Source organism: Streptomyces sp. NPDC046759 (genome assembly GCF_040645475.1).
GTDB lineage: Bacteria > Actinomycetota > Actinomycetes > Streptomycetales > Streptomycetaceae > Streptomyces.
The window spans coordinates 181,655-198,673 of record NZ_JBEYYJ010000011.1; the positions used below are offsets into that span (position 1 = coordinate 181,655).

Consider the following 17,019-nt stretch of genomic DNA (forward strand, 5'->3'; position numbering starts at 1 on the left):
AGCTCAGGCGCCTATGTCCGGGGCGTACGTCCCGAAGCTCCAGATGTTGCCCTCGGCGTCCCGGGCCAGGTAGTCCCGCGCGCCGTAGTCCTGGTCGGTCGGGGGCATCAGGATCTCCACACCGTGCTCCAGGGCCCGCTGGTGGTGGGCGTCCACGTCGTCCACGACGACGTACACGCCGGCGGGCCCGGCGTCCTTCATCGCCGCGTCGAAGACGCCGCCCCGGCCCTTGGAGCCGATCATCACCGCGCCGTTGCCCTGCACCAGCTCGGCGTGCATCACCGTGCCGTCCTGCGTCTCGTACACCGACAGCTCGGTGAAGCCGAGGGCCTCCGTGAGCTGTTTGATCGCGGCCTTGGCGTCCCCGTACAGCAGCGTGGGGTAGAGACTCGGCCGTCCGCCGCCCGTGCCTGCCATGCCGATCACTCCTTCGTGTGTCGGATCCGTGGCGTCCCCTTCAGTCTCCCCGCCGCCACCGACAACGCGTCATCGGCGACGATCTTCCGCGGCCGGGACCGAACGCCCGGACGTCGAAAACCGCTTGCACACCCCCGTTAGACTTCTCCCCATGGCCATTCTCCTCGCGCATTAGACGGCGGGAACGTCCTCAGCCGCCCACCCGCCAATCCCTGTACGCCCTGGAGTCTGTCCGTGATCTCCGCCTCCGGTATCGAGCTGCGCGCCGGTGCGCGCGTCCTCCTCGAGAACGCCACCTTCCGTGTCACGAAGGGCGACCGCATCGGCCTCGTCGGCCGCAACGGCGCCGGGAAGACCACCCTCACCAAGTGCCTCGCGGGCGAGGGCATCCCCGCCGCGGGCACCATCGCCCGCTCCGGCGAGGTCGGCTATCTCCCGCAGGACCCCCGCACCGGCGACCTGGACGTCCTCGCCCAGGACCGGATCCTGTCCGCGCGCGGCCTGGACGTCCTGATCCGCAAGATGCGCGAGAACGAGGAGCGCATCGCGAACGGCAAGGGCTCCACCCGCGAGAAGGCCCTCAAGCAGTACGAGCGCCAGGAGACGGAGTTCCTGACCAAGGGCGGGTACGCCGCCGAGGCCGAGGCCGCCACCATCGCCGCCGCGCTGAACCTGCCCGACCGCGTGCTCGGCCAGCCGCTGCACACGCTCTCCGGCGGTCAGCGCCGCCGTATCGAGCTGGCCCGCATCCTGTTCTCCGACGCGGACACCCTGCTGCTCGACGAGCCGACCAACCACCTGGACGCCGACTCGATCATCTGGCTGCGGGACTACCTGAAGACCTACCGCGGCGGCTTCATCGTGATCTCCCACGACGTCGACCTGGTCGAGACGGTCGTCAACAAGGTGTTCTACCTGGACGCGAACCGCTCCACGATCGACGTCTACAACATGGGCTGGAAGCTCTACCAGCAGCAGCGCGAGGCCGACGAGAAGCGCCGCAAGCGGGAGCGCGCCAACGCCGAGAAGAAGGCCGCCGCCCTCAACGCGCAGGCCGACAAGATGCGCGCCAAGGCCACCAAGACGGTCGCCGCGCAGAACATGGCCCGCCGCGCCGACAAGCTGCTCTCGGGCCTGGAAGCGGTCCGCCAGTCCGACAAGGTCGCCAAGCTCCGCTTCCCGGAGCCCGCGCCCTGTGGCAAGACCCCGCTGATGGCCGAGGGCCTGTCGAAGTCGTACGGCTCCCTGGAGATCTTCACCGACGTCGACCTGGCCATCGACAAGGGCTCCAGAGTCGTCATCCTCGGCCTCAACGGCGCCGGCAAGACCACCCTGCTGCGTCTGCTCGGCGGTGTGGAGCAGCCGGACACCGGCGAGGTCGTCCCCGGTCACGGCCTCAAGCTCGGCTACTACGCCCAGGAGCACGAGACCCTGGACCCGGACCGCACCGTCCTGGAGAACATGCGCTCGGCCGCCCCCGACATGGACCTGGTCGAGGTCCGCAAGGTGCTCGGCTCGTTCCTGTTCTCCGGTGACGACGTCGACAAGCCGGCCGGTGTGCTCTCCGGTGGTGAGAAGACGCGTCTCGCCCTGGCCACCCTGGTCGTCTCGTCGGCGAACGTGCTGCTGCTCGACGAGCCGACCAACAACCTCGACCCGGCCAGCCGTGAGGAGATCCTCGGCGCCCTGCGCACCTACAAGGGCGCGGTCGTCCTCGTCACCCACGACGAGGGCGCCGTCGAGGCGCTGCAGCCCGAGCGGATCATCCTGCTGCCGGACGGCGTCGAGGACCTGTGGGGCGCGGACTACGCGGACCTCGTCGCCCTGGCCTGACCCGGAGCCCGCTGATCCACTGCGTATGGATCATTCGGCTCATCCGTGATCCATCATCTGTGTGAGATCTCCTCGTATCGCGGTGTGTCCTACACGGATTTTCCGGCCGATCCCTTGCGTGCCAAGGGGTCGGCCGTCGTGCGCCGCTGACCTGGCACTTCACGGATCCACCCGTTCGGCCCCGCGGACACCACCCCATGGAATCTTGCATTCCGCTTGTGGGGATCGACTCCTGTCGTCACAACGATGTCTCACGGACCTTGCCGAATGGGTGGCCATCAGGCCCGAGAGGGGTGATCATGAGGAGACCAGAGCGCACTTCCCATGAGGAGGCACGGGTGGCCGAGACTCTGAAGAAGGGCAGCCGGGTGACCGGCGCCGCGCGCGACAAGCTCGCGGCAGACCTGAAGAAGAAGTACGACTCCGGTGCGAGCATCCGGGCGCTGGCCGAGGAGACCGGCCGCTCGTATGGCTTCGTGCACCGGATGCTCAGCGAGTCGGGCGTCACGCTTCGTGGGCGTGGCGGAGCGACCCGGGGCAAGAAGGCCGCATCGTCCTGACTTCGGGCGGCCCACCGGCTTCGATGGTGGCCACCCGGTCGGCGGTCTGATCGACCGGGTGGTTACTGTGCAGTCACTTAGCATGCCGTAACGGCACTGCGTGATGACCGCACCCATCGGAGGCGCCCCATGGCTTCGCCCGACCAGGACCTCGCTCCTGTACTCGACAAGGACGGCGTACGGCTCACCGTCGACGACGCGCTCGCCACGGTGACGCTGACCAACCCGGACAAGCGCAACGCGCAGAGCCCCGCCCTGTGGCGGGCGCTCACCGAGGCCGGCCGGCTGCTGCCGGGCTCCGTCCGTGTCGTCGTGCTGCGCGGCGAGGGCCGGTCCTTCTCCGCCGGGCTGGACCGGCAGATGTTCACTCCGGAGGGGATCCCGGGCGAGCCGACCTTCATCGATCTCGCGCGCCGTGACGACGCCGGGCTCGACACGAGCATCGCCGAGTTCCAGGAGGCGTTCACCTGGTGGCGGCGCAACGACATCGTGTCCATCGCCGCCGTCCAAGGGCACGCGATCGGGGCCGGCTTCCAGCTGGCGCTCGCGTGCGATCTGCGGGTCGTCGCGGACGACGTGCAGTTCGCCATGCGCGAGACCAGCCTCGGCCTCGTCCCCGACCTGACCGGCACGCACCCGCTGGTCGGTCTGGTCGGCTATGCCCGCGCGCTCGAGATCTGCGCGACCGGACGGTTCGTCGGCGCGCAGGAGTCGGTCGCGTCCGGGCTGGCCAACGTCGCCGTGCCCGGCGATCAACTGGACGAGGCCGTACGGGACTTGGCGGCCGCGCTGTTGGCCGCGCCGCGAGACGCCGTGGTGGAGACCAAGGCGCTGTTGCGCGGGGCGCAGGACCGGGACTACGAGGCTCAGCGTGCGGCCGAGCGTGCCGCTCAGGCGCGCCGGCTCCGGGATCTGGCCGGCATCGGCGAGTAGCCCCAGGCGCGGAGCGACTGCGGGCGGCGCGGGCCGGTGTGGGGACCGGTCGCGCCCACGCGGCCGACCCGCAGCGTACGGCTGCGCGGACCCCTCCGGACGCGTCGTCGGTCCGGTGGTCCGCGCCCGTCGCCACTTCGCGGAACGGGTCACCCGCCGCGGGCGCAGGGCCGGCCGGCCCCGGGGGCGCGGGGAACTGCTCGACCGGCTCCCACGCGCCCGCAACCTGGACGACGGCCGTCAGAACCCGTGCCGCATCCCGCCGTCGACGGGCAGCATGACCCCACTCAGATAGGACGCGGCCGGAGAGAGCAGGAACGCCGCGACCCTGCCGAACTCCTCCGGCCTGCCATAGCGCCGCAACGGAATCCGGGACTCGTTCGCGGCCCGGGTGGCCTCGGGGTCGGCGGACAGCGCGTCCAGCTCGCGCACGCGGTCCGTGTCGATGCGGGCCGGCAGCAGCCCCAGCACCCGGATCCCCCGCGGGCCCAGTTCGTCGGCGAGGGACTTGGCGAACCCGGCGAGTCCGGGCCGCAGCCCGTTGGAGATGGTCAGCCCCGGGATGGGCTCGTGCACCGAGCCGGACAGCACGAACGCCACGACGCCGCCGTCCTCCAGCTCGGCAGCCGCAGCCCGGGCGAGCCTGACCGCACCGAGGAACACCGATTCGAACGCGGCCCGCCACTGCTCGTCGGTGTTGTCCGCGACGAACCCCGGCGCCGGCCCGCCCACGCTCACCAGCACGCCGTGGAAGCCGCCGAAGTGCTCACGGGCGGCCGCGATCAGCCGCTCGGGCGCCTGCGGGTCGGCGTTGTCCACGGCCACGCCCAGTGCGTTCGGGCCGAGTTCGGCGGCCGCGTCGGCCACCCGCTTCTCGTCCCGGCCGCTGATCACGACCTTCGCCCCGTCCGCGACGAGTTCCCGCGCGGCGGCGTTGCCGAGCCCGCGGGTCGCCCCGGTGACGACGTACACCCGGTCCTTCAGTCCAAGATCCATGGGCCCTATCCTGCCTCGTCGTCCCCGTAGAGCGTGAGAGCGGTGTTCACCAGACCGATGTGACTGAAGGCCTGCGGGAAGTTCCCCAGGTGGCAGCCGCCGACGGGGTCGTACTCCTCCGCCAGCAGACCCACGTCGTTGGCCAGGCCCACCAGCCGGTCGAACAGCTCCCGGGCCTCCTTCTTCCGGCCGGTCATGTGCAGCGCGTCGGCCAGCCAGAACGAGCAGGCCAGGAAGGCTCCCTCGCCGCTCGGCAGGCCGTCGACCACCGAGTCCTCGGTGTCGTACCGGCGCAGGAAGCCCCCGTGCCCGAGGTCGTCGCGGATCGCGTCCACCGTGCCGACGACCCGCGGGTCGTCGGGCGGCAGGAAGCCGACGCGCGGGATCAGCAGCAGCGCGGCGTCCAGCTCACGGGAGCCGTAGTACTGGGTGAAGGTGTTGCGCTCGGCGTCGTAGCCCTTCTCGCACACCTCCCGGTGGATCTCGTCGCGGAGCTCGCGCCAGCGCTTCAGGTCGCCCTGGAGGCCGTCGTACCGCTCCAGGGTCCTGACGGCCCGGTCGGCGGCCACCCACACCATCACCTTGGAGTGCACGAACTGCTGCCGGCCGCCGCGCACCTCCCACAGGCCCTCGTCCGGCTGCTGCCAGGCCGACTCCAGGAACTGCATCAGGGAGCGCTGCATCGCCCACATGTGCGGCCGCGGGGACAGTCCCGCATCGCGGGCCAGCGCCAGCGAGTCCATCACCTCGCCGTACACGTCGAGCTGGAGCTGGTCGACGGCGCCGTTGCCGATGCGGACGGGGGCGGAGCCGGCGAAGCCGGGCAGCCAGGGCACCTCCATCTCCGGCAGCCGCCGCTCGCCCGCGACGCCGTACATGATCTGCAGGTCGGCCGGGTCGCCCGCGACCGCGCGCAGCAGCCAGTCGCGCCAGGCCGCCGCCTCCTCCTGGTAACCGGCGGTGAGCAGCGCGCCGAGGGTGAGGGTGGAGTCGCGCAGCCAGCAGTAGCGGTAGTCCCAGTTGCGCACACCGCCCGGCCGCTCCGGCAGGGAGGTGGTCGCCGCGGCGACGATCCCGCCGGTCGGGGCGTAGGTGAGGGCCTTGAGGGTGATCAGGGAGCGGACGACCGCGTCCCGGTGGGGGCCATCGTAGCGGCACCGCCGGGCCCAGCGCCGCCAGTCGGTGACGCTGCTCTCCAGGGCCTCGTAGGGGTCGACGAGCGCAGGGCGCCGTTCGTGCGAGGGGTGCCAGGTGAGTACGAACGCGACCCGCTCGCCCTCGGCGACCGTGAACTCGCAGTGGGTGCCGAAGTCCTCGCCCCAGGTGCGCACGGCCGGCTCGGCGCGCAGCCAGGCCGAGTCCGGGCCCGCGACCGCGACCCGGTGCCCGTCGGCGCGGCGCACCCACGGCATGATCGAGCCGTAGTCGAAGCGCAGGCGCAGGGTGCTGCGGACGGTGACCCGGCCGCTGACCCCCTCGACGATGCGTACGACGTCGGGTGCGCGGTCGCGCTGCGGCATCAGGTCGGTGACCCGGACCGTGCCGTCCGGGGTCTCCCACTCGGTGTCCAGGACGAGGGTGTCGGGCCGGTAGGCGCGGCGCGTGCAGGTGTCCGCTCCCTGCGGGGCGATCCGCCAGTGGCCGTGGTCCTCGTCGCCCAGCAGCCGGGCGAAGCAGGCGCCGGAGTCGAAGCGGGGGAGGCACAGCCAGTCGATCGAGCCGTCCCTGCCGACCAGCGCGGCGGTCTGCTCGTCGCCGATCAGGGCGTAGTCCTCGATGCGCGCGTTCACGGGATGCGGTTTCCCGGCGGGCCGGGGGGCCAATCAGGTGGGGCGCCGCGGGAGTGACCGCGGAGCCCGGTCACACGGTGGCCGGTTCGCTCTCCTCCGGCTGCCCCGCCGCCGCGGCGGCCTCCTCCTGGTCGCGGATCTCCCGGCGGACCAGGAACCACCAGCCGACCGGGACGCCCGCGGCGAACAGCCACCACTGGATCATGTACGCGTAGTTCAGCGGCGCGTCCTCGCTGCCGGGGTCGGAGATCTGCTCCGGGCCGCCCTTGGGCGTCGGCGCCGTCTGCTCGACATAGCCGCCGAGCACCTGCGCGCCGAGCCGGTGCGCCTCCTCCGCGCTGTTGATCAGCATGATCTGGCGGTCGGGGAGGCCCTTGATGTTCTTGATGCCGCTCGCCGCGGTCGTCTCGTCGGCCATCAGCCGCCCGGTGATGGTGGTCCGGCCGGACGGCGGGGCGGGGATCTTGGGGAACGAGGTCTGCGCACCGTCGGCGGGGATCCAGCCGCGGTTGACCAGCACCACCTTGCCGTCGCCGAGGACGAACGGGGTGAGCACGTGGAAGCCGACCTCGCCGTCGGAGTTGGTCCGGCGCCGGACCACGACCTCCTTGGCGGTGTCGAAGGTGCCGGTCGCGGTCACCGTGCGGTACTTCTCGGTGCGGTTCACCGCGTGGCCGGGGGAGGTCAGCCGCTCGACGGGGACCGGCTCGGCGTGCAGCGCCGAGGACACCAGGTCGTTGCGGGCGGTGCGCTCCTCGTACCGGTGCTTCTGCCAGAAACCCAGCCTGATCATCGTCGGGATCAGCGCGATCGCGACGATGCCGAGGATCACCCACTGGCGGGACAACAGGAAGCGGTAGCGGTGCACCCCACGACGGTACCTCCGAGCCGTGGGGTGCATTCAGGCGGGTACCGGGTCACACCCGGTCGACGATCCCGACGTTCCCCTCGGCCCGGGCGCAGTGCGCACCGCAGTAGAACCGGCCGTCGGCCTCCACGCCCTGGCCGATGATCTGCACCCGGCAGTGCTCGCAGATGGGTGCCATACGGTGGATCGCGCAGGAGAAGCAGTCGAAGACGTGCACAGAGCCCTGCGCGTGGACCTCGAAGGTCATTCCGTAGTCATTGCCGCAAACTTCGCATTTCGCCATGCGCCACAGAGTGAGCCGTCGCCGGTGCGCGAGCGAGCGGCCGCCGGGTGAGTCGCCCGGCAACCACCCGTTCGTACGACGACCGCCGCGCCGATGGCTCGTCGTGTGCCGTCGGCCGTCACCCGTCACCCGTCGGCGGGCTCGACATCCCGCAGCAGCTGCCCGAACGCGGCCTCGTCGACGATCGGTGTGCCGAACTGCCGCGCCTTGGCCACCTTGGACGTGCCCGAGTCGGGGTCGTTGGTCACCAGCAGGCTGGTCAGCCGGGAGATGCTGGAGGCCACATGCAGACCGGCCTCGGTGGCCCGGTCCTCCAGCAGTTCGCGGTCGACGGAGGTGTCTCCGGAGAACGCCACCCGCATGCCCTGTTTGAGTCGTTTGCCGTCTTCGTAGCGACCTGGGTTGGGGTGGGGGCATGCCGGCCTTTTACGTGAGGGGCGCCAACTGGTCGACCGGTAGCCGCCGTAGCCGCCGGACGGCTGCCGGGGGACCGGACGGTCCGACCATTCCGTCAGCGGCCGGCACTCCAGCAGCGGCAGCCGTACGCCGACCGCCGCCGCGGCCCGCAGACTGGGCCGGAACGCCTCCGCCAGCACACGCGCGTCGTCCAGCGCGTGGTGCGCCCGCTGCTGTACCACCCCGTAGTGCGCCGCCAGCGACTCCAGCTTGAAGTTGGGCAGCGGCAGACCCAGTTCCTTCGACAGCGCGATGGTGCACAGCCGCTGACGCACCGGCGCCTCGCGCCTCGCGCGCGCGTACTCCCGCGCGATCATCTGCCAGTCGAAGACCGCGTTGTGCGCGACCAGCACCCGGCCGTCCAGCCGGGCGGCGAACTCCTCGGCGATGTCCGAGAAGAGAGGGGCACCCTCGAGCATCTCGCTCGTCAGACCGTGTATCCACACGGGTCCCGGATCGCGCTCCGGGTTGACCATCGAGTACCAGTGGTCCTGGACCTCGCCGCGCTCGTCCAGCCGGTAGACGGCTGCCGAGATGATCCGGTCGTCCCGGGCCAGGCCGGTGGTCTCCACGTCAACGACCGCGTATCCCTTCGGATACGCGGCCGGCCACTGGGTGGGGGAGGACACTGCGGTCGCACGGTCTTCGAGCATGGTCACTGAGGATACGGGCCGCGACTGACAGCGCCGTCCCGGCCGTCCCCAGAGCGCCATTCCCGGCCCCCGGGGGCTCGTCCTGGCGCACGGAGGACGTACACACGTACGTGCCGAGTCCGTCCGTCAGCCGGCAGACGTGGGTCGGGACAACTCGCCCCGCGCGGTGCGGCCGACCGCGTCGCGCCGGCGGACGGGCGGTGTCCCGTCCGGTGCCAGCAGGGACCGTACCAGGGCGCGTACGGCCGTCAGGAACAGCCTCTCGGTGTCCACCGGCCGGGCCAGTGCGTGCGCCAGCGCGGGGTCGCCGCCGGCGGTCTCGGCGCTCCACAGCTCCCGCTCGTCGGGGTGCTGCACCGGGGCCCGCTCGCGGTTGCGCTCCACCAGCACGTGCCCGACGACCTGGAACTGCACGGCACGGACGAACTCGGCGGCCCGTGTGCCGCGCAGCCCCGCGGCGTGCGCCTCCCGCACGAGGGCCCGCTGGGCGGGCAGGAACATCCGCTCGGTCAGTCCCCGCTCGTGCACCAGGGCCACCAGATGCGGACGGCCGCGCAGTTGCCGGCGCAGGGCGCGGGCCACCCCCACCACGCGCTGCTCCGGTGTGCGCCCGGACGGGCGGATCTCGCCGAGCTCGGCCACGGTCCGCTCCACGAGGGCGTCGAGGAGGGCCTCGCGGCCGCCGACATGCCAGTAGATGGACGTGACGGCGGTGCCCAGCGCCGCGGCGAGCCCCCGCATGGTGAGCGCGTCCGGCCCGTGCCGCTTCACCAGGCCCGCGGCGGCGTCGAGGACCGCCTCCCGGGTCAGCGTGCTCCTCGCCCCGTTGGTCATGATCCTCCCGATTCCCGTCCGCCCACGCGTCTTTACCCTTCCCGGCGCCTGCTGTAACCCTGTTACAGATGACGGTCCGTCAGAAGAAGGGCGGTACGACGTATGACACGCGCACGCGTACGGTACGGCGCGCGGACCGAGCGGGAGATCGCCGCGACGCGCACGGCGAGCGCACGGCTCCCCGAGGTCTGGTCCACCGGGGTGGTGGCCGTATGGGAGACCGACCCGGACGCGGTCGCGGCGGTCCTCCCCCCGCCCCTGAAGCCCACCGGAAGCCCGCTCGTGCGGGTGAGCATCAGCGAGGTCGACCTGCCCGGACACCCGCTCGGCGCAGGCTCGGTCGCGGTGGCCGCCAGTCACGGCACGGTCGAGGGCTGGTATCCGCTCGTCATGCCGATGACCCACGAGCGCGCCCTCACCGGCGGGCGCGAGGTCTTCGGGGAGCCCAAGAAGCTCGGCGAGGTGACCGTCGAGCGCGACGGGCCCGCCGTGCGCGCCTCGATGACGCGGCACGGCATCGCGTTCGTCGAGGTGCGCGGCACGGCCGGCGGCGAGCTGCCGCCGCCGGAGCCGAGCCGCAAGACCGACTTCTACTTCAAGTTCCTTCCCGCCGTGGACGGTTCCGGCTTCGACATCGACCCGGTGCTGGTGCACTGCGTGCGCCACGAGCGGGTGCGCCGGCTGGAGCGGGTCACCGGGGAGGTCGTCCTGCGCGAGTCGGCGTACGATCCCGTCGCCGACCTTCCGGTGCTGCGTCTGCGCGAGATCACCCTCGGCGAGAAGACCAGCGACCAGAGCGGCCGGGTGGTCGAACGGGTTGACGCACAGGCCCTGTTGCCCTACATCCACCAGCGCTACGACGATCCGCTGCAGATCCTCGACGCGCCGCCGGAGCCCGCGCCGCCCGAGAGGAGCCGCTGATGGACCTCCGGGCGGGACAGGTCGCCGTCGTCACGGGCGCGGCGAGCGGGATCGGACTGGCGCTGGCCCGGCGGTTCGCCGCCGAGGGCCTGAGGGTGGTCCTCGCCGACGTGGAGGAGGCCGCCCTGGCCGAGGCCGTGCACGACCTGCGCGCCGAGGGCGCCGACGTGCACGCGCGCGTGGTCGACGTCGGCGTACGCGAGCAGGTGGTGGAGCTGGCCGAGGCGGCGTACGACACCTACGGCGCCGTGCACGTCCTGTGCAACAACGCGGGCGTCGGCTCCGGCGCCGAGGGCCGCATGTGGCAGCACGACCCGAACGACTGGCGCTGGGCCTTCGCCGTCAATGTGTGGGGTGTCTTCCACGGCGTCCAGGCGTTCCTGCCCAGGATGATCGAGGCGGGTCAACCCGGTCATGTGGTCAACACGTCATCCGGCGACGGCGGCATCGCCCCGCTCCCTACCGCCTCCGTGTACGCGGTCACCAAGGCGGCCGTCGTCACCCTGACCGAGTCCCTGTACGCCCATCTGAGGGCCGAGCACGCACGCGTGGGTGCCTCGGTGCTCTTCCCGGGCCCGCACATGCTGCGCACCGGCCTGTGGGAGTCGCACCGCAACCGCCCCGCCCGTTACGCCAAGCGACGCCCGCGCCGGACCCCGTACCGCAGCCTCGACCAGTGGGAGGCGGCGATGCGCACGGCCGGCAAGGAGGTCCGCTTCACGCCCGTCGAGGAGGTCGCCGAACTCGTCGTGGCCGGCATCCGAGCCGACCGCTTCTGGCTGCTGCCGGCGAGCGAGCACAGTGACGCGCAGATCCGCGCCCGCGCCCGGTCGATGCTGGACCGGGCGAACCCGTCGTACCTCGAAAGCTTCGTCCTGGACTGAGCGGAGGCCCTGGTGAGCGCATACGACGACCCGTACCTGATCATCTCCTCCGACTGTCACGCCGGGCTGCCCACCGAGGAGTACCGGCCCTACCTGGAGTCCCGTTTCCACCGTGACTTCGACGAGTTCCTCGCGGGCCGGGGCCGGCGCCGCGAGGAGATGACCCGGCTCGGCATCCGCAACGAGGCCTTCGCCGAGCGGTGGTTCCGCGAGAACGAGGAGGGGCTGCGCGGCGGCTGGGACTCCGCGCAGCGCCTGAAGGAACTGGACGGGGACGGCGTGGCCGCCGAGGTGGTCTTCCCGGACGCCGACGCCGTCGACAGCCGCACCGCCGCCCCCTTCGGCGTGGGCCTCGGCCTCTCCGGCGACCAGGACCCGGAACTGGGCATGGCCGGCGCCCGCGCGCACAACCGCTGGCTCGCCGACTTCGTCTCCGCACACCCCGAACGGCACTGCGGCGTCGCGCTGCTGCCGGTCACCGGTGAGGTGCCCGATGTCGTCGCCGAGATCCGGCGGGCCAAGGAGTCCGGCCTCGGCGCTCTGATGATCCCGGCCATGTGGGCCGGCAAGGAACCGTACCACGACCGCCGTTACGACCCCGTGTGGGCGGCCGCGGCCGAGTGCGGGATGCCGGTGCTCACCCACTCCGGCGCGGCCCCGCGCGAGGAGTACGGCGACCACCTCGGCATCTATGTGAGCGAGGTGACCTGGTGGCCGGCCCGGCCGCTGTGGTTCCTGCTCTGGTCCGGCGTCTTCGAGCGCCACCCCGGACTGCGCTTCGGCGTCGCCGAGTCCGGCTGCTGGTGGCTGCCGAACCTGCTGTGGTTCATGGACCGCCTCTATCTCGGCGCGCACGGCGGCAAGAAGCTCTCGCCCTTCGAGGAACTCAAGCGCCCGCCGCACGAGTACCTGGACCGTCAGGTGTTCGTCTGCGCCACCAACACCAAGCGGCGTGAGCTGGCCCAGCGGTACGAGATCGGCGTCGACAACATCCTCTGGGGCAGCGACTTCCCGCACCCCGAGGGCACCTGGCCCGACACGCGCGCGTGGCTGCGCCGCACCTTCCACGACATCCCCGTCTCCGAGACCCGCCAGATGCTCGGCCTGGCCGCCGCCGAGGTCTTCGGATTCGACGCCGGCAGGCTCGCGCCGCTGGCCCACCGCATCGGCCCCACCCCCGCCGACCTGGGCCAGCCGGCCGACCAGCCGGCCGTCGAGGCGTCCTGGGCGCGCTCGCGCGAGACGGGCCGGCACTGGCTGACGGGCCGCGACTTCCCCGTGCTGGGGGCCGACCCCGGCGTTTACGCAAGGGGAGCGGCCCGATGAGCGACGACCGGTACACGGTGATCTCCGCCGACTGCCACGCCGGCGCCGACCTGCTGGACTACAAGCCGTACCTGGAGAAGCGGTACCACGACGACTTCGACGTGTGGGCCGCCACGTACGTCAACCCGCACGAGGATCTGCTCGCCGACTGTGCCGACCGCAACTGGAACTCCGAGCGCCGCCTCGCCGAGCTGGAGGCGGACGGGATCGTGGCGGAGGTGATCTTCCCGAACACCATCCCGCCGTTCTTCCCGTCCAGCTCGCTCATGACCCAGCCCGCGACCGCGACGGAACTCGGGCTCCGGTGGGCGGGCCTGCGCGCCCACAACCGCTGGCTCGCGGACTTCTGCGCCGCCGCACCGGGCCGCCGGGCGGGCGTCTTCCAGATCCTCCTCGGGGACGTCGAGGAGGCCGTCGGGGAGATCCGGTGGGCCGCCTCGGCGGGCCTGAAGGGCGGTCTGATGCTGCCCGGCACCCCGCCCGGTTCGGGGCTGCCCGAGCTGTACTCGCGGACGTACGACCCGATCTGGGCGACCTGCGCGGAACTCGGCGTCCCCGTCAACCACCACGCCGGTTCGGCCTCCCCGCCGCTCGGCGAGGAACCGGCCGCCCGCGCGGTGTTCATGGTGGAGACGACCTGGTTCTCCCACCGGGCCCTGTGGCACCTGGTGTTCGGTGGCGCCTTCCGCCGCCACCCGGAGCTGAGACTGGTCCTGACCGAACAGGGCTCCGGCTGGATCCCCGGGGTGCTCGGCATGCTGGACTACTACCACGGCCGCCTGGTCGCCGCGTCGGTGAAGGCGGACACCGCGGAGGCCAGGTTCGGCGCCGGACTCGCCGACGGCATGGGCGCGCCGCCCTCCGAGGTGTGGCGGGACAACTGCTTCGTCGGCGCCAGCTTCATGCGCCCGCACGAGGTGCCGCTGCGGGACCGCATCGGCGTCGACAAGATCATGTGGGGCAGCGACTACCCGCACGACGAGGGTACCCACCCCTACACCCGGGAGGCCCTGCGGTTCGCCTACGCGGGCGTGCCGCGCGAGGAGGTCGCGGCCATGCTCGGCGGCAACGCGGCCCGCGTCTACGGCTTCGACCTCGCCTTCCTCGACCCCGTCGCGGCGAAGGTGGGCCCCACGGTGGCGGAGGTCGCCGAGCCTCTGACGCAACCGCCCGCGGACGCGACCAGCCCGGTGTTCGCCCGGGGCGCGTCGGTACGGGTGTGGTGACGTCCGGGGTGCGTCGTGCCGGTCCGCCGGCCCGGGAGGTGCCATCCTCGGTCCTGTGACCGAACCCACGCACGACGAGGCGCACGGCGGCGCGCTCGGCTCGCGGCTGAACTGGCTGCGTGCCGCCGTGCTCGGCGCGAACGACGGCATCGTGTCCACCGCGGGGATCGTGGTCGGCGTGGCCGGCGCGACCCAGAGCCGGTCCGCCCTGCTCACCGCCGGACTGGCCGGCCTGCTGGCCGGGTCGATGTCCATGGCGGCCGGCGAGTACGTCTCCGTCTCCACCCAGCGCGACTCCGAGATGGCCGCGCTGGCCGTGGAGAAACGGGAGCTGCGGGAGCAGCCGGAGGCCGAACTGGAGGAGCTGACCACGCTGCTGGAGGAGCGGGGCCTGTCCCGCGAGGTGGCCCGGGAGGCCGCCGAACAGCTCACCGCGCGCGACCCGCTGAGGGCTCACGCGCGCGTGGAGCTCGGTATCGACCCCGAGGAGCTGACCAACCCCTGGAACGCGGCCTGGGCGAGCTTCCTGGCCTTCACGGTGGGTGCGCTGCTGCCGCTGCTGGCCATCGTCCTGCCCCCGGCCGGCCGGCGGCTCGCCGTCACCGTCGTCTCCGTCCTGGCCGCGCTCGTCCTCACCGGCTGGGCCAGCGCCCGGCTCGGCGCGGCGGACCCGAAACGGGCGGTGCTGCGGAACGTGATCGGCGGGGCGCTGGCGATGGGCGTCACCTACGCGGCCGGCCGCCTGCTCGGGGCGGCGGGCGTCTGACCTGCGGGCCCGACAGGGCGCAGGGGGCTCGGACCCGGGGCCGCCGTGGAGCCCTCGGCGCGCGGGCCCGGCCGGCGACGGCGTACGGTGAGGTGCGCTCGCCACCCCTGAGCGCACCGCACCCCCGCAGGAGAAGGACCCTCGCCATGCGCGCCACCACCATCCACGCCCCGTACGACATGCGCGTGGAGGACGTGCCCGAGCCCGTGGTGCAGCTGCCCACCGACGCCGTCGTACGGGTGCTGCGCGCCTGCATCTGCGGCAGCGACCTGTGGGCCTACCGGGGTGAGGCGGCCCGGCAGCCCGGCCAGCGCATCGGGCACGAGTTCCTCGGCGTCGTCGAGGAGACCGGCTCCGAGGTGAGCACCGTCAGGCGCGGTGACCTGGTGGTCGCGCCCTTCATGTGGTCCGACGGCGTCTGCGACTACTGCAGCGAGGGCCTGACGACGTCCTGCCGGCACGGCGGCTTCTGGGGCTCCGTCGGCTACGACGGCGGCCAGGGCGAGGCCGTGCGTGTGCCCTTCGCCGACGGCACTCTGGTCCAGCTGCCCAAGGAGGCGGCCTGCGACGACCACCTGCTGTCCGCCCTGCTGACCCTCTCCGACGTCCTCGGCACCGGCCATCACGCCGCCCTCGGCGCGGGCGCCCGCCCCGGCGCCACGGTCGCGGTCGTCGGCGACGGCGCGGTCGGCCTGTGCGCCGTGCTGGCCGCCAAGCGGCTCGGTGCCGAGCGGATCATCGCGCTGGGCCGGCACGAGGTCCGCACCGACATCGCGCGCCGCTTCGGCGCCACCGACGTCGTCGCCGAACGCGGGGACGCGGCCGTCGAGGCCGTCCGCGAACTCACCCGCGGCGAGGGCGCGCACGCCGTCGTGGAGGCCGTCGGCACCGAGCAGTCCATGCGGACGGCGGTCGACATCACCCGCGACGGCGGCGCGATCGGCTTCGTGGGCGTGCCCCACGGCAGCGGCACCGGCCTCGACCTCGGCGTCATGTTCGACCGGAACATCGCCCTGCGCGGTGGTGTCGCCCCGGTCCGCGCCTACATCCCCGACCTGCTCCCGGACGTCCTGGACGGCACGATCGACCCCTCGCCGGTGTTCGACATGACCGTCGGCATCGAGGGCGTGCCCGACGGCTACAAGGCGATGGACGAGCGCACCGCCCTGAAGGTGCTGGTCACCAACGACCGGTAGGCGGCCACGGCCGGCTACGACCAGCGGATCGGCACCGGAAGCGCCGTGAGCAGGCCCGAGACCGCGACGACCGCGCCCAGGGCGACCACCTCGGCGCGCCCGGGCACGGACGCGGTCAGCGGGTCGGCGGCACGGCTCAGCCGGATCCGCGCCGACAGAGCGAGCAGCGCGACGGCGGCGACCAGGACCACCTTGGCCAGCAGGGTGCGTCCGTACGCCGTCGTCGTCAGCTGGTCCAGGATCGTGGCCGACGGCATGCGGCGCAGCGCACTGCACACGCCCGTCGCGGTGACGGCCGCCGAAAGAACGGCCGCCACGCGCGCGTAGCGGCCGAGCAGCGCGGCCCCGGCCGGACTGCCGCGCCACAGTCCGACCAGCCGCAGGGCGTGCAGCAGACCGCCGGCCCACAGCGCCGCGCACGTCAGGTGCACCAGCGTCAGCCCCGAGCCGGCCGGCGCGTTCTGCTCGGTCGTGGGATGGGCACGCAGCGCCTCCGCCACCACCACCGCGGCCAGCGGCCACACCTGTGCCGCCGGGCGCCGCGCCAGCGCGCACAGGGCCGCCAGCAGGAAGCCGTTGACCTCCAGCAGGGCCAGCCTGCCGTCGCGGGATCCGTACAGGCCGCCCACGTCGATCTGGCCCAGGCCGTGGGGGATCAGATCCCCGGCGGACACCACTGCCGCGAGCCCGAGCGCGGCGGCGAAACCGGCGGCCGCGGCGGGCGCCGCCCAGCTGCGCGGCCGCTCGGGCGGCACACCGGGCAGACGCCGGGCGAGCCGGTGCACGAACAGCTCGCCGAGGGGCACGCTCAAGGCGGCGAACAGCACCGCGCGCAGCAGCCCGATGCCGCCGGCCCCCGGTGCGGCGGCCTCCCCGGTACCGTGCAGTGCCGCCGACGGCCCGAGCAGGGGGATCAGGGTGCCCAGCGCCACCAGCACCAGGAGGGCCACGGCCCGGCCGGTGCCGGGCAGCCGGGCCGGAGCCGCTTCGTCGCTCGCCCGGGCGGTCGGTCGTATCGAGCTCATCCCGTGATCGTCGCCAGTCACCCCAGAACCGGGCAAGTCCTGGAAAACAACT

Annotated in this window: 17 protein-coding genes; 9 read left to right on the forward strand and 8 right to left on the reverse strand. The window is 72.7% G+C overall.

Going from position 1 to position 17,019, the window contains the following annotated elements:
* Positions 1-3: 3 nt before the first annotated feature.
* A complete protein-coding gene (locus ABZ919_RS17595; RefSeq protein WP_361248302.1) occupies positions 4-417 on the reverse strand; it encodes a VOC family protein in 414 nt (137 codons plus the stop codon).
* A gap of 234 nt (positions 418-651) precedes the next feature.
* Here ABZ919_RS17595 and ABZ919_RS17600 point away from each other — a divergent pair, with 234 nt between their 5' ends.
* The 3 genes from ABZ919_RS17600 to ABZ919_RS17610 all read left to right on the forward strand — a co-directional run bounded on the left by ABZ919_RS17600 (position 652) and on the right by ABZ919_RS17610 (position 3,743).
* The gene (locus ABZ919_RS17600; protein ID WP_361248304.1) at positions 652-2,250 is read left to right on the forward strand and encodes an ABC-F family ATP-binding cassette domain-containing protein; all 1,599 of its coding nucleotides are present in this window, start codon (positions 652-654) and stop codon (positions 2,248-2,250) included.
* A gap of 338 nt (positions 2,251-2,588) precedes the next feature.
* A complete protein-coding gene (locus tag ABZ919_RS17605; protein WP_004002281.1) occupies positions 2,589-2,810 on the forward strand; it encodes a helix-turn-helix domain-containing protein in 222 nt (73 codons plus the stop codon).
* Positions 2,811-2,939: 129 nt separating this feature from the next.
* Positions 2,940-3,743 (forward strand): enoyl-CoA hydratase/isomerase family protein, encoded by an 804-nt coding sequence (locus tag ABZ919_RS17610; RefSeq protein WP_361248306.1) that lies wholly within the window; start codon positions 2,940-2,942, stop codon positions 3,741-3,743.
* 240 nt (positions 3,744-3,983) lie between these two features.
* Here the strand turns inward: ABZ919_RS17610 and ABZ919_RS17615 are convergent, their stop codons facing one another.
* From ABZ919_RS17615 to ABZ919_RS17640, 6 genes are all read right to left on the reverse strand, one after another.
* The gene (locus ABZ919_RS17615; protein ID WP_361248307.1) at positions 3,984-4,739 is read right to left on the reverse strand and encodes an SDR family oxidoreductase; all 756 of its coding nucleotides are present in this window, start codon (positions 4,737-4,739) and stop codon (positions 3,984-3,986) included.
* Between the two features lie 5 nt (positions 4,740-4,744).
* Complete coding sequence (locus ABZ919_RS17620) at positions 4,745-6,529, reverse strand: glycoside hydrolase family 15 protein (RefSeq protein ID WP_361248309.1); 1,785 nt, start codon at positions 6,527-6,529, stop codon at positions 4,745-4,747.
* Positions 6,530-6,599: 70 nt separating this feature from the next.
* A complete protein-coding gene (locus ABZ919_RS17625) occupies positions 6,600-7,430 on the reverse strand; it encodes an SURF1 family protein (protein WP_361248310.1) in 831 nt (276 codons plus the stop codon).
* A gap of 16 nt (positions 7,431-7,446) precedes the next feature.
* Positions 7,447-7,680 (reverse strand): hypothetical protein, encoded by a 234-nt coding sequence (locus ABZ919_RS17630; RefSeq protein ID WP_361248312.1) that lies wholly within the window; start codon positions 7,678-7,680, stop codon positions 7,447-7,449.
* A gap of 125 nt (positions 7,681-7,805) precedes the next feature.
* Positions 7,806-8,789, reverse strand: coding sequence for a DEDDh family exonuclease (locus ABZ919_RS17635; protein WP_361248314.1), 984 nt, complete (start codon positions 8,787-8,789; stop codon positions 7,806-7,808).
* 126 nt (positions 8,790-8,915) lie between these two features.
* A complete protein-coding gene (locus tag ABZ919_RS17640; RefSeq protein ID WP_361248316.1) occupies positions 8,916-9,623 on the reverse strand; it encodes a TetR/AcrR family transcriptional regulator in 708 nt (235 codons plus the stop codon).
* Between the two features lie 102 nt (positions 9,624-9,725).
* On the opposite strand from ABZ919_RS17640, the gene ABZ919_RS17645 reads away from it, so the two are divergent.
* The 6 genes from ABZ919_RS17645 (at position 9,726) to ABZ919_RS17670 (ending at position 15,942) form a co-directional block, all read left to right on the forward strand.
* On the forward strand, positions 9,726-10,544 hold the full coding sequence (locus tag ABZ919_RS17645; protein WP_361248318.1) for an acetoacetate decarboxylase family protein: 819 nt from the start codon (positions 9,726-9,728) through the stop codon (positions 10,542-10,544).
* Complete coding sequence (locus tag ABZ919_RS17650) at positions 10,544-11,428, forward strand: SDR family NAD(P)-dependent oxidoreductase (RefSeq protein ID WP_361248320.1); 885 nt, start codon at positions 10,544-10,546, stop codon at positions 11,426-11,428. The genes ABZ919_RS17645 and ABZ919_RS17650 overlap by 1 nt, the downstream gene beginning before the upstream one ends.
* 12 nt (positions 11,429-11,440) lie before the next feature.
* The gene (locus ABZ919_RS17655; protein ID WP_361248322.1) at positions 11,441-12,754 is read left to right on the forward strand and encodes an amidohydrolase family protein; all 1,314 of its coding nucleotides are present in this window, start codon (positions 11,441-11,443) and stop codon (positions 12,752-12,754) included.
* The gene (locus ABZ919_RS17660) at positions 12,751-13,980 is read left to right on the forward strand and encodes an amidohydrolase family protein (RefSeq protein ID WP_361248324.1); all 1,230 of its coding nucleotides are present in this window, start codon (positions 12,751-12,753) and stop codon (positions 13,978-13,980) included. The genes ABZ919_RS17655 and ABZ919_RS17660 overlap by 4 nt, the downstream gene beginning before the upstream one ends.
* Positions 13,981-14,035: 55 nt before the next feature.
* Complete coding sequence (locus tag ABZ919_RS17665; protein ID WP_361248326.1) at positions 14,036-14,746, forward strand: VIT family protein; 711 nt, start codon at positions 14,036-14,038, stop codon at positions 14,744-14,746.
* 146 nt (positions 14,747-14,892) lie between these two features.
* On the forward strand, positions 14,893-15,942 hold the full coding sequence (locus ABZ919_RS17670) for a zinc-dependent alcohol dehydrogenase family protein (RefSeq protein ID WP_361248328.1): 1,050 nt from the start codon (positions 14,893-14,895) through the stop codon (positions 15,940-15,942).
* A gap of 14 nt (positions 15,943-15,956) precedes the next feature.
* Here the strand turns inward: ABZ919_RS17670 and ABZ919_RS17675 are convergent, their stop codons facing one another.
* Positions 15,957-16,967, reverse strand: coding sequence for a CopD family protein (locus tag ABZ919_RS17675; protein WP_361248329.1), 1,011 nt, complete (start codon positions 16,965-16,967; stop codon positions 15,957-15,959).
* Positions 16,968-17,019 lie beyond the last annotated feature (52 nt).